This window comes from Mycoplasmopsis columboralis (assembly GCF_900660675.1).
In the GTDB taxonomy this organism is placed as follows: Bacteria; Bacillota_I; Bacilli_A; order Mycoplasmatales; family Metamycoplasmataceae; genus Mycoplasmopsis; species Mycoplasmopsis columboralis.
In genome coordinates this window covers 803195-817005 of record NZ_LR215039.1, presented here as the reverse complement: position 1 = coordinate 817005, position 13811 = coordinate 803195, and the positions used below count along the sequence as shown (strand labels likewise).

General features: G+C 27.1%; 11 protein-coding genes. 3 read left to right on the top strand and 8 right to left on the bottom strand.

Annotated elements, in window-relative coordinates; translation table 4 throughout:
• The first annotated feature begins 165 nt into the window (after positions 1-165).
• The 3 genes from EXC45_RS03380 (at position 166) to EXC45_RS03370 (ending at position 4967) form a co-directional block, all read left to right on the top strand.
• Complete coding sequence (locus EXC45_RS03380) at positions 166-717, top strand: hypothetical protein (RefSeq protein WP_129693799.1); 552 nt, start codon at positions 166-168, stop codon at positions 715-717.
• Between the two features lie 127 nt (positions 718-844).
• A complete protein-coding gene (locus EXC45_RS03375) occupies positions 845-2527 on the top strand; it encodes a site-specific DNA-methyltransferase (RefSeq protein ID WP_036434253.1) in 1683 nt (560 codons plus the stop codon).
• Positions 2520-4967: a DEAD/DEAH box helicase family protein gene (locus EXC45_RS03370; protein WP_036434255.1), complete on the top strand. Its 2448-nt coding sequence runs from the start codon at positions 2520-2522 to the stop codon at positions 4965-4967. The genes EXC45_RS03375 and EXC45_RS03370 overlap by 8 nt, the downstream gene beginning before the upstream one ends.
• An 83-nt stretch (positions 4968-5050) precedes the next feature.
• On the opposite strand, the gene EXC45_RS03365 is transcribed toward EXC45_RS03370, so the two are convergent.
• From EXC45_RS03365 to EXC45_RS03330, 8 genes are all read right to left on the bottom strand, one after another.
• Positions 5051-5650, bottom strand: a complete 600-nt coding sequence (locus EXC45_RS03365) for an FMN-dependent NADH-azoreductase (RefSeq protein ID WP_036434257.1) — start codon at positions 5648-5650, stop codon at positions 5051-5053.
• A gap of 92 nt (positions 5651-5742) precedes the next feature.
• Positions 5743-6405 carry a deoxyribose-phosphate aldolase gene (gene deoC, locus EXC45_RS03360; protein WP_036434260.1) on the bottom strand — a complete coding sequence of 221 codons (663 nt, stop codon included), beginning with the start codon at positions 6403-6405 and terminating at the stop codon, positions 5743-5745.
• Between the two features lie 9 nt (positions 6406-6414).
• Positions 6415-7710 (bottom strand): pyrimidine-nucleoside phosphorylase, encoded by a 1296-nt coding sequence (locus tag EXC45_RS03355; RefSeq protein ID WP_036434263.1) that lies wholly within the window; start codon positions 7708-7710, stop codon positions 6415-6417.
• A gap of 1 nt (position 7711) precedes the next feature.
• Positions 7712-8416 carry a purine-nucleoside phosphorylase gene (gene deoD / locus EXC45_RS03350; protein WP_036434267.1) on the bottom strand — a complete coding sequence of 235 codons (705 nt, stop codon included), beginning with the start codon at positions 8414-8416 and terminating at the stop codon, positions 7712-7714.
• A gap of 125 nt (positions 8417-8541) precedes the next feature.
• Entirely contained in the window at positions 8542-10962 is a 2421-nt protein-coding gene (locus EXC45_RS03345) for an MAG1360 family OppF-related protein (RefSeq protein WP_036434270.1), read from the bottom strand.
• Positions 10963-10968: 6 nt separating this feature from the next.
• Positions 10969-12000 (bottom strand): folate family ECF transporter S component, encoded by a 1032-nt coding sequence (locus EXC45_RS03340; protein WP_036434272.1) that lies wholly within the window; start codon positions 11998-12000, stop codon positions 10969-10971.
• A 64-nt stretch (positions 12001-12064) separates the two neighbouring features.
• On the bottom strand, positions 12065-12694 hold the full coding sequence (locus tag EXC45_RS03335; protein ID WP_084272196.1) for a thermonuclease family protein: 630 nt from the start codon (positions 12692-12694) through the stop codon (positions 12065-12067).
• Between the two features lie 49 nt (positions 12695-12743).
• Positions 12744-13805 (bottom strand): hypothetical protein, encoded by a 1062-nt coding sequence (locus EXC45_RS03330; RefSeq protein ID WP_036434275.1) that lies wholly within the window; start codon positions 13803-13805, stop codon positions 12744-12746.
• Positions 13806-13811 lie beyond the last annotated feature (6 nt).

The window sequence follows — 13811 nt, the reverse complement described above, 5'->3', positions numbered from 1 at the left end:
TTGTTTCGTTTTTATCTGATATTAGGTTTTTATGTTGAAAGTTCTGTAAAATTTAATTATAGTTAAAAAATAATAGCTCTTTAACAAGAGCAAAAGGATTAAATAATGGTAAAAACCAAATTAAAATTTGTATTTATAGATTTAATATTACTTTCTGCTTTTATAATGTTTTGGGTTTTTTATCTTTTAGCTCTAAGCATCAACATAAATCACAATTATTCAAAATCTTTATATTCATATTTATCTGGTGTTTCGCTAGTTATTTTGTTTTGAATTTCTTTTTTAAAACTTATTTACTCATTGTATTTGATCAAACAAAAATATATAAGCATACTTGAAATGCTTATTCCATTTTGATATTTAAAAAGTAAGCATCTGCAAAATAATAGAAAAATTCAAATTAATAATTTAGGGGTCTTTTTTATTGGTATTTCAATGATAGGATTCTTTGTAATGTTTCTTTTATTAGAATCTTCCTTTACATTTGATGACAAATTTACTAATAACTATTTAACAAGTGGTGGAACATATGATTTATCACCTAAATGAAACGCTCATAGTTTGTATTCGGAAAAACCAATGTTATTTAATTGATTGCATGGAGTTGTTTCAGCGATTACTGTAGTTTCACTTGTAAACACAATTTGAGCATTTGCTTACTTATTTTGAGTATTAATTTCTAAAATAATTAAAAACCAATTTCGTAAAGAGGTCTAAAGCATAAAGGGTCAGTTGACCTCTTTTTTAATGTAGTTTTTACTTAAATGCTTATTCATTTTTAAAAATCAAACAAACATTAGATTATAAATCGTTATAATTTTAAAAATATTATATTGGAGGAACAATGAGTCAAATTAAAGAAATTTTAAATCAATATCTACTCAAAGTAGATGAGATTTCAAAATCAAATTTAAATTTAGATCAAAAAGAATTAATTAAAGAAATTTTAAGAACTATTGCTCAAAAAGAAGACGCAACTGAAGAAATGTTGCAAAATGTTTACCAACTTTTAATCCAAAGGGTAAAAATTGGATTTACTTTTGACGCAGCACCAACTGCTAAGGTAGATACTATCGCATATTTAAAGAAAAATGAAGAATTATCATTTAAATTAAATGATTCAAATTTAGAACACACCTTAATTATCGGTGAAAATTATGATGCTCTTAAAAACCTATTATTTATAGAAGGAGAGAGAGAGAGAGAGAGCGTTAACGCTCGTTATGATGTAATTTACATCGATCCTCCTTATAATACTGAACATTCTCTTGCTGAAGGTAATTTCATTGCTAACGACAAAGACTTTATCAAAAATAAAAAGTTTATTTATCGTGATAAGTTTAGTCGAAATGGCTGATTGAACTTGATGAACGAAAGATTGCTTTTGGCTAAACAACTTTTGAAAAACGATGGAATTATTTTGATTTCTATTAACGATCATGAACATGCTTATTTAAAAGTATTGATGGACGAGGTGTTTGGTGAAGAAAATTTTATTTGCAATTTGACTTGACAGAACACTACCGGTTCAAACGACGCCAAATTTATTAAAACTACTTTTGAATATGTTCTTTTATATGCAAAAGATATAAATGTAGTTAAAATAAACAAAAAACCTGCAGATATACATAACAAAAAATTCAAATTAAAAGACAAACATTTTGACAGAAGGGGATTATATTATTTAACCAAATTAGATAACGCTTCACATAGATGAAGCAAATCTTTAGATTATTGCTTTGAGTATAACAAAATTAAATATTATCCAGGAGGAAGCGAAAAAAGGTGACTTGATAGAAAAAATGGAATACGTGCAGAAAAAGATTGAACATGAATGTGAGAAAAAGATCACTTAGAATGAGGAATAAAAAACGATTATATCGTTTTCGATAAAAACAGTATAAAGGTTAAAAGTTATCAATTTGTTGATAACTGAGATAATTTAAAAAGCAAAACTTCCTTGTTTGAAAACTTCGTGCCAAATGACAAAAGAGTAAAAAATTCAGTCGGTACAAACGAACAAAAAGCGATTTTCGGAAAAAAAGTGTTTGACCATCCTAAGCCAGTGAATTTAATGGTTTACCTTTTAAATTTGCATCCAAATAAAAATGCTCGAGTTTTAGATTTTTTTGCAGGATCAGGAACCACCGGACATGCTGTGTTAGAATTAAACAAAAGTGATGAAGGGAATAGAATTTTTACTTTAATAACAAATGATGAAAATAAGATTGGGAAAAATATTACATTTGAAAGGCTTTATAGAATAAACATCGGGAAAGGTTCAAATGGAGAAAATATTGATTGAATAAATACAAATAATCCATTTAATCAAAATTTAAATACATACGGAGTACTTTATTCAAATATATCCTTAAGTAAGACGAATAAAGTTGAATCATTATTAAATGAAATTCAAAAAATGCTTAATGATTTTAATATAAAAATTACTATTTCCGAACTCAACAACATTATTCCTAAACTTAGATCATTATTGCCTATTTCATCGAAAGGTGAAGAAGATGAGTAATTTTAAGTATAAATTATCTAATTCACAAGAAAATACTGTATCCAATTTATTTAATTATTGAAAAAATAGGAACAATGATCACGAACACAAAAAAGTAAATTTTAAAGCTCCAACCGGAAGCGGTAAAACATTTATAATAGCAAACTTTATTGATAGAGTAATTTCGAATAACTTTACCAATAAAAAAATATTCTTTTTAGTAGCTACTATTTCAGTTGCCGAATTGCCTAAACAATTAGAATATAAATTTAATATATATAAGAATTTCTTACAAAATAACAGTATTAACATTTTGTATGTAAATTCTCCTTCTAATGAAGAAACAAAGACAAAAGACAAAAATTTAAATTTAAGCTATAAAAATACCGATGTAATGATAGTCGGAAAATCTTCATTTGGATCAGGAAGAATTTATTCTGAAACGGGAGTTTTCGAAGCGTTATTAGATGAAATAAAAAACGATCCTAGCGTAGATCTGATTTACATTCGTGACGAAGCACACATTGGAACAAAACTAACAAAATCAAATAATAATAAAAAGAATTCTAACGAAACTAATGATGAAAAGGAACTCGAAAATCTTAATAATTTTGAAAAATTAGTGTCTGATGTTGCTTCCTTTTCTGTCCATATGACTGCAACTCCTACATCAAATGAAAATTTAGTAGAAATAACCGAAGAAGACATTTTTGATGACGATATTATTCTTCTGAAAAGAAACAGCATTTTTAATATAGATTTGGAAAATGCTGAATCATTAGATGATATTTTTCTTTTAGAAAAAGCATGTGAAAGATTTAAAATTTTAAAAAAAGAATATGGAAATGAAAAACAAGAGCCTGGTTTACTAGGAATTAATCCTGCAATGTTAATACAAGTACGAAGCAGAAAAAAAGATAAAGATCTAAAACCTGAAGAAGAGGACAAATACGATCTCGTAGTTACAGAATATATTAAAATAATCGAAAAGCACGGATTAACTTGAGCTAAATATTTCAGTGAAAATAAGACTTCTTCAAACACTAGAGAAAAAATAACTCTAAACACACTTTCTGATAATAGTTCTTCTATAGATGTTATCATATTTAAAGTGGGTCCTGCAACAGGTTGAGATATACCTCGTGCTTGCATGCTTGTTCAACTACGTAAGGTGTTTTCAGAATCTTTAAACATACAAACAATCGGGAGAATAAAAAGAAACCCAAACCCTCAATTTAAATTTTCAAGTAATAGTGTTGCCTTAAATTATTATATATATTCAAATGCCACATCTACCATTAACAAAAAGACCGATTATTGAAGACTTAAGAAAAAAATCGCAAAGCAGAATTATTCTGTTCCTATCGGACAATTAGTTTACAATTTAACAACAATTAATTTTGATAAAACTTCTTATGCAAAAAAACTTTCTGAAATAATAAACTATACTAACATAAATCACGAATTTGATTATTTACTTAAATATTATGATACTCACGGATATATCATAGGAGAAGAGAGAAATTATAATATTGGAAATGGTCAAACCAAAACTTATATTGTTTCAAAATTATTAAATCAATTAGACTTAAGATTTTATGTAAATTACCAAAAAAAAGAATTAAACAAATATTTTAATATGTTTAATGAATCTTTTTTAGAGGATATTTACAAAAGTTTGTCTCAAAAAATTAATAACGACATTTTTTCATATGACATTTTCGAATATATTGTTTATAAAAAACTGATGCCTTTAATTATCGAGCAGTTTAAATACTATACAAAACTAGCAAATAGTAATATATCAAATGATTCTTACAATTTAGGTTTTAAAGATATTCCTGAATTATTTTATCAATCCGTTGATTTAGCAATGCTTGAGTTAGAAAACAAAAACATAAAGGCACTTAATCAGGTAAACACTAAATCAGATGAATTTAAAAGTTTTGCGTATGAAAAAATCAGTACTAAGGGAGATAAAAAACTTTACTTAGACTCTTCTGCTGAACAAAAGTTTTTTTCATTAATTACAACCATATTAAAAGAAAGAAACAAAGTTAAAGAAAAAGTAACTTTATGAAGTATCAATCCCAAATTAGTTGGTTCATCTTTTGATTATTTAGAAACACAAGAGGATAATACAATTAGAAAATCTTATCCTGATACATTCTTTTTAATTAATGCTAAACATGCTTTATTTGTTGAAATAAAAAGCGGAAATTCAGATATAGATAGCAATAAAACTCAGAATTTATTAAATTCGTATGAAAATTATGTTAAATCCTTTAAAAATGCAACACAATCAGATGTGAAATCTCTAACAATGATCATTTGTAAAGTTAATGAAAACAGTTATTTTGTCAAATTAGATGGTTATAGTTCAATTGATAAGGTTAATGATTTTCTTAAAAATGATGATGGTGTACATTTAGATTCATTTTTTGAACTATTTGAAGATTAATATGTTCAACAACACATCAAAATTCGGTGTGTTGTTTTTTGTATAAAAAAACATCCCGCAAAGGAATGTTCTAAAAATATCAATTAAAAGTTTCTTGCTTTTTCAAGTAATTCTTCACGTTTGCTTGCAGCGTATTCTTGTGGAGTTTTTTCATTTACTGGAGCCAATTTAGTTCCTGCAATTTCAATTGTATCCACTTTTTTAGCACCTAAAAAGTTTCATGTTCCTTTAAGTCATTCAATGTGGCTTCCTCATAAATATCAATCTCTTGGAGCTCCTTGAGAAGCTACAACCATCACTGAAAGGTTTTCTAAAAGACCTTTAGCTTCACCTTTTTTAGAATATTTGTATGAGAAAGTTTTATTTGCTACCGCAACTCCATCAATAAAGTTTTTTACCACTGCAGTAGGTCCAAAGTTAGTCATTGAACATGAAATAACAACTTTATCTATTTCTTTGAGTTTATTAATTCATTTATCTGAATTTACATCAGTCCAAAAAGTTGACATATTTGAATTAAGTAAGAAAGTTTTAGCAAATTCAGTTTCGTTTAAATTAACTAATTCCACTTCATCATTTGGGTGTGCAACTTTGTATTGGTTTAAAAACTCATATAACATTTGTGAAGAGTATGATGCTTCACTTTTACTAAGGTTTCCCTCTAAAAATAACACTTTTGCCATAAATTTACTCCTTTTTTTGTATTTTTAATATTTTAATTATAAACCATAATTACTAAAAGCACAATAAAATGCACAAATGTGCATCTTAAAAATTAATATCCGCCTTTGGCGCTTTTTCCACTAACAATAGCTACTGAACGGCTGGTTCCAAAACGAGTTGCTCCAGCATTATACATCGCCACTAAATCATCCATATTTGAAATTCCACCAGCAGCTTTAATTAATAAAGAATCTCCACAAACGCTTTTCATTGTTTGCACATCTTCTAAAGTAGCTCCACGGTAGCTAAATCCAGTTGAGGTTTTAATAAATTCAGCTCCTGATTTCATAACAATTTCGGTAGCTTTTTTAATTTCTTCAGTAGTTAAAAGAGCAGTTTCAATAATTACTTTAAGTACTTTACTTCCACATGCTTCTTTAACTTTTTTAATGTCATTTAAAACATATTCGTATTCACCTTGCTTGAATTTTCCGATGTTAATCACCATGTCAATTTCATCAGCACCATGGTCAATTGCTAATTTAGCTTCAAAAGCTTTAGCTTGAGTAATCATAGCCCCAAGAGGAAATCCGACCACAGAAGTGATACCAATGTCACTACCTTGTAATTTTTCTTTAGCATATTTTACATATGCTGAATTTACACATACAGTTTTAAATCCATATTCTTTAGCTTCATCCACAAGCTTGTCAATGTCTTTGTGTGTTGCTTCAGCTTTTAAAAATGTATGATCAATCATTTTGTTGTAATTCATCTTCTTCCTTTATGCCAATTTATCCAAAATAATTTTGTTTTCAATTGGTTGTTTATTAAATTTGTAACCTTCTTTAAGTTCGTTTACTAATGTTGGATCAATTTCTTTTGAAGAGTATAAAGTAAATAATACATCACCTTTTTGAACCAATTCATTAGTTTTTTTGTTTAAAGTAATTCCAGCTTCAAAATCAATTGAATCTTCTTTAGTTGCTCTTCCAGCACCTAATTTCATTGAAACAATTCCAAAAGTTAAAGCATCAAAAATTTCTAAATAGCCTTCTTGATCACTAATAACTTCTAATTTGTATTTTGGAGCTCAAAAGTTAGGATCTTGAAGCGCTTTAACATCTCCACCTTGTAAAGCAATAAATTCATAGAATTTATCTAATGCTTTACCACTTTTAATTGCTTCTTTTACCATTTCTAAAGCTTGTTCATGTGAAGAGGCAATTTTAGCTTGTTCTAAAATAGTTGCACATGAAGAATATACTAATTCATTAAAGTCTTGAGGACCTTGTCCTTTAAGGGTTAAAATAGCTTCGAGAACTTCATTTTTATTTCCGATTTCACGACCAATTGGTCTTGACATATTAGTAATTTCAGCTCTAACATCAACATTTAATTCTTTACCGATGTTAATCATTGTGGTAGCTAATTCTTTGGCAGAAGCTAAATCTTTCATGAATGCTCCATTACCACATTTAACATCCAGTAAAATTGCATCAGCACCAGTAGCTAATTTTTTACTCATAATACTTGAAGCAATTAAAGGGATAGATTCAACAGTAGCTGTTACGTCTCTAAGAGCATACAGTTTTTTGTCAGCAGGCACAAGTGAACCACTTTGACCAATAACCGCAATTAAATGCTCCTTAACTTGTGCTTTGAAGTCGCTTTCGCTAAGCTCAACATTAAATCCAGGAATTGATTCGAGTTTATCAATTGTCCCTCCTGTGTGACCTAGTCCTCTTCCTGACATTTTTGCTACAGGAGCTCCTAAAGCAGCAATAATTGGTGCTACTGCTAAAGTAGTTTTATCTCCAATTCCACCAGTAGAGTGTTTATCTACTTTAATTCCAGGAATTGAACTTAAATCAATAACATCTCCTGAATGCATCATGTATTTGGTCATAGTTGCAATTTCACGAGCATTCATTGAATTAAATACAACCGCCATTAAAAAAGCGCTCATTTGATAATCAGGTGTTTTACCTTCTACGTATGAAGTAATTAAAAACTTAATTTCTTCATTACTTAATTCTAAGTTGTGGCGTTTTTTATCAATAATATCAACTACACGCATATTATTTTGCTAAATTTAAAGCAATCTCCATCATTTTTGTAAATGCTGTTTGTCTTTCTTGTGCAGAAGTTTCTTCATGAGTGATTAAATTATCTGAAATGGTTAATAAGCAAGCGGCTTTTTTACCAGTTGCTTCTGCATTAGTAAATAAAGCATATGATTCCATTTCAACACAAATTGACTCTGAAAGTTTAATTCTTTCTTCCACAGATAAAGCTGAATAAAACACATCTGAAGAGTGTACTCTTCCTAAATTAAGTTTTACACCCAATTTTTGGGCAATGCTTTGAAGTTCTTCATTTACTTCAGTTGAAGGGTAAGCAACGTTCCCTTCTTTTCCTAAAGCAATTCTTCTAAAAGCATCTCCATCAGCATAAGCTTCAGTTGCAAGAACAACTTCATAAAGTCCTAGTTCTTTAAGGTAAGAACCAGCTGAACCAATTCTGAGGATGGTGTCAACATCATAGAACTTAAACAATTCATATGAATAAATTCCAATTGATGGACAACCCATTCCACTTCCGGCAATAGTAACTGGTTTCCCTTTGTAAGTACCAGTGTACATAAACATATTTCTTACTGAATTAACTAATTTATATCCAGGATCTAAATAAGTTTCAGCAATAAATTTTGCTCTAAGTGGATCTCCTGGCATAATTACTGTTTTAGCAATTTCGCCTTTTTTTGCATTAATGTGTGGTGTCATTTTTTCCTCCTTTGGTTACCGTTGGCACACATCTATTTATATATAGATTGCATATAAATTTTACCAGTTTTACCGATTTAACAGCACAAATGAAAAATTTACCACAAAAAACACCCTTAAAGGTGTTAAAGAAGTTTTTCGGTATCTGCAGTTTCTTTGTTTGTTTCAAAATGATCATTTTTAAAGTCTAAAGGTAAAACTTTTCGTTCAGGACGATGATTTTGTTGAAAATTAGTCAATAAAAACTCTTGATTTTCTAAAAAAGACTGATAATTTGTATTAATGAAATCATTTAAATTCAAATTAAAAGTACCAGTGCTTGAGTTTGAATAATTTTCATGAAATTCAATCAAAGAATTAGTTCATTGTTTAAAGTTTTTGTACTTGCTGTAAACATAATGATCACTATCAGTTTCAATTGGGATAATTTCGTTAAAAATATAATCTTCAGTTTCTTTTAAAAGTGAATTTCTCTTTGGAGCACTCTTATTAAAAATCTTTTTAGTAATTGGATGAATTGGATTTTTAACTACATCTCTTAACTTACCACCTTCAATGGCTGTATTGTTGTAAAAAATGTGAATATCTTCAAAATTATTAACTATAAACTTAGTATCTTCACTTAAAAACACATATGTTATTCCATTATCCATTGCAATGTTTTTAAAAACTCTTAGAAATTCATTTTTGATATTGTAATTATTAATATTTGAATCATCTTCGATAAATAATACTTTAGTAGGGTTTAAATAATATTTAACTAGTTTGAATTTAGTAGCTTCTAGAAAGTTTAAATCTTTAAATCGGTTGAAAAAGTTAATGTTATTTATTGATAAGTATTCATAAGCTTTAACAAACTTGATCATTGCTACAAAGTAATTGATAAATTTTGAACTTCCTTTGTTACGATCTAGTGTAAATTCTCCAAGTTGAATTATAAAATCATTAAATAAATCTAAATCAATGTACTGAGTAAAGAAATTTTCAAATTTAATATATTCATCACTTGAGAGCACTACACTTTTATTTGGATGCGAATTTATAAATTCACGGAAAAATTTAAAAAAGTTGTTAGCTTCTTTGAGCGATTTCTTAGTATTTGAAATAAGTTTTTTAACTTTTAAATTTTTATTTTTTAGTGCGTTTTTGTAAAGTTTTTGTTCAGAATATTTGTTTCAATCTAAATCTGCTTCAGCGAGTTTAATTCTTTGTTCGAGAGCTTGATACTTAACTATATTTTTTTTAATGGTAATTTGATTGTAAGAATTTTTAGTAATCTTTTTGAGTTTCTTTTGGAGTTTATCAATAGTTTTTTGAATTAAGAGAGCTTGATTGTCTGATTCCTCATAAGCTTTTTGGGCTTTTTCATCAAAGTCTAATTCAAGTTCTTTATACATAAAGAATTTTTTTATTGGTGAGAGCTTATAAATACTTTTTTTGTCTCCAATATTAAAGAAGATTTTTTCTGCAATTAAATTTTTGTTAACTTTTTCTAAAGTATCAATTGAAGAGTATTTAAAGTATTGCTTGTTTTTAAACCACAATTTTAGCAACGATCTTAAATAAAAGTAGTTTTTGTATAATTGTTCTTTATTTGGATTAATTCCTGGGATTTTCTTTATTTCGCTTTTTAATGTTGTAATTTGATTTTTTAATCTAGTTTTAAATAAATCTATTTGTTGCAACGACTGAGTTGAAAGTTTATTACGATAGTTTTTATAAAATTCAATTTCACTTAAAATGTCACGAATTTTCAAATCATTATAAACTTTGTGAATTGAACTTTTAGAAATGTCATCTAAATACTTTAGTTGAATTTTGTATTCTTTGATTTGTTGCTCTTGTGCTGTACCATTTAATATTAATTGATTTTTTGAGTAAAATTCATATCTTGTACTTAACTTTTGAAACACTTCCAAATATTTTTCAAAAATGTTATTTTGGATTCTTAATGTTTCTTTGTTGAAGTTTTCTAAAAATTCAACAATATCAGACTCAGATAAAACAACACTTTTTGATTTAATTTTATTTTCTAATAACGAAATCTCTTTTGTGAATTCATTGATAGCAGATACAATTTGCTCGGAATTTTGTGTGAGCACATTATAAAAAGCATTCTTTGTTGAAATTTCAAAATTATTAAATCACTTTTTAATTTCTTCACGAGTTTCGGTGGTGTTAGGATACTCTTTTAGACAATCCTTTCAAACAGTATATATTGGTAAATTATGATCACTTTTTTTAACCACATTTTTTAATTTTAGATAATCAATGTGGTCGTTAACTTCTGATTTATTAAAAATAATTTTACGAAACTTGTCTTCTTCAGCAGATAATCAAAGAGATAAGGTTGTAGCGTTTTTTTCAATTAAAGAATTCCAAAAACTTGAATAAGAAAAATCATTATATTCAGAATTTATGTAAAAAACGGTTGGAACTTGTTCAAAGATATCAATTTTAGCTATGTTCAAAAAACGGTAATCACCGTTTTTTGATTTATAATTAAAAATGTTTTCCATTGTTAAAAGTAAATTCTGTTTTTTCATAAGCATCTAGTTGTAAGTATTGTTTTTGTTTTTGTTAACAAGTTTGTAAATAACTGAATACGAGAAGTAAATAACAAAAATATTAAATCAAATTTTTATAGGGCTAAATACTGTTCTTGAGATAATTCAAAAAAGAATTTCTTGAGATCCGTTTCCTAATCCAATTGAATCTGCCAATGATAAAATTGGTAAATTGACAAATTCCAATAATGAAGAAAAAACAATAATTGGAGCGAAAATAAAGTATTTGGTTGCACTCATATAATAACGTCCTAAAATAACAAAACCACACATAACTGAATAACCAGTAACCATAAAAATTAAAACTGGAATTCGACCTTTTAAAAAGGCTACTTTTGAGAATTCATGAGCTGGAATTTGAAAAATAATAGCCACAATGGTAATAATGATACTCATGATAATCACAGATGAAGTTATCATATAAATGTTTTTGAGTTTTTCAGTGGTTCCGTATCTTAAAACAAAATCTCTTAAATTTCTATATTTAATAATTTTTTCTGAAATTTTAGCCGCTAATTTTGAATTATCTTTTTGAATTGCTTTTTCTAATTTAAAACTTAAATATCAAATTTTATAATCATAATTTTTAGCCTTAATCTCTTTGCTAAATGAATAGTTTAAAAATCTAATAAAAAATCACCCAACAAGTCCAGCAATAAGACCATTCATAGCAGTTGCAATTGTATAAAGAAAATGATAAGTGGCTGGCGGAATAAATAAAAGCGAAATTAAATCAGCTATTAAACCAACAAAAAACCCAATTATCGGACCAAAAATAAACCCTGTGATTTTCACTGGTAAACCAATAAAAGCAATTTTATAAGTAGGAATAGAAGCCAATGGCACAATTTGAGAAGAGATAATAGTAAAAGCTACTGAAATAGCAATTAACATTGCCACCACCACCATCTTCTTAATAGTTCAACGTTGAAAAAGTCCCAAATCACGAAATTTGGGTCCTAATCAAAAATAACTTTTTTTAGGGAAGTTTAAGTTATTTTTTAAATCCTTTTTCATTGTTTTAATTTTACTCTATTTTTACTAAAAATAGAGTACCTAAAGGTGATAAAAAATGACTTTTTTAAGGTCATCTTTTGTGAAAAACTTCATGAATATTTTTACTTCAAATATTAAGATGTTGATTTTTTGCCTTGGTTTCTTGGTCATTTAATGTGTGTAAAAACTCTTTTTGAAATTCATTTTTAACTTGATAATAACGACAGTTATTTTCACAAATAAAAGCCACTCGAGCAAATCCATTTTCAATTAAATTATTATTAACTGAATTATCTATTTTGACTTGCTCTTCAGGTAAATAAATTACTGCTATCATTCGTTTATAAACATCTGTTCCTTGCTCATAAAGATAAACATATTCATGTTTTTCAAGTAAATTACTTAAATATTCTTTTGCTTTTTGAGCATAGAAATTTTCGTATTTAGCTAACATTTCTTTATGATTTTCTTTATAAGTTTCAGGAGTATCAATCCCATAAAAACGAACTGATTGGTTCGAATTCTTAAGTTTCACTAAAATAGTGTCGCCATCAATTACTTTTAAAATCGGAGCTTTAATTAATTGATTTTGCTGTATTTTAAATAACTCTTCCTTTTTGTTTGGTTCTTTATGTACATAAACTTGCACACTTGAACAAGAAGTTAATAAAGAACCAGAGAAAACCATAGTTAACATCAACATCTTTTTTACCATATTTTAATAATACAAATTTTTAGTTAAATTATAGAAAAAGAAATAACCTTTAATTTTCAATTTGGTTTTGAAATTCTTTGGTTATTTCTTTTAAAATGTTGGTTATCTTGTATTTGTTAATTTTGGTTTGTCTTCTATAAAGTTTAATAAACTTTTTATCATTTACAAAAGTTAAATTCATCAAGATTTCAATGATTTGCTGATAATTAAGCTTTTCTATAGAAAGTTGTGCAAGCATATTTTGTGCATTTTGGTTATTATGTAAAATTGTTTGAATATATTGTTCTTTTTGGGCTTGAAATTCTTTAAAGTAGTTTGATGTTTTAATAAAAGCAAAAGTCACAAAAATTGATGAAATATCTCAAAACGATCCTTCATTTATACTTTTTGTGATTCTAATTCCTTCGGGCAATTCAAGTAATTTATATGACACAATTAATGTTAATAAAATCATTAAAATAAAAATCGAAAATCACAATAGCAAATTGACAAATAATGGCACAGCCACTTTTTTCAAGGTTCGACTTCTAATAATTTGTAAAATATTTGTTTCTAATTTTGTCACTTTTTGTAAGGTTGCGAGCGCTTTTTGTTTATCTGAAGCTAAATTTAAACTGACAAGCTCAACATTAATAATTAATTGATTAAAATCTTTTGACTTATATAAAAGAGCATTAGAAGCTTTTTCACTATCAAAAACCTCATTTAAAAACTCAATTTTTTCACTTTCTTTTTTTATTGTTGTTTTAAGAAACTTAAACTTACTTTTTTGGACATGATGTTCTCAAAACAAAATGAGTAAATCAAATATATTTCACACAACAATAACTCCTACAATAAGTGAGATAATAGTTATTGAAACTATTTCAACGGTATGATAAGTTTTACTTTGAAAATCAAAAATATAGAAAAATAAAAAGACCGAATTTCACAAAGCGATTAACGAAATAATGGTTAAAATTGATATTTTAAATTTGTAAATAATTTGATCAAATGAAATTAATCTATTTGAGTCAAAATATTTCAAAATTTTTGCTTCATTATTTGAAGCTAAAATAGATAAAAAGTTAAATCGATTGACTTTTTGAAGTTTTTTCAAGAGAGTTTGCATAAAAGA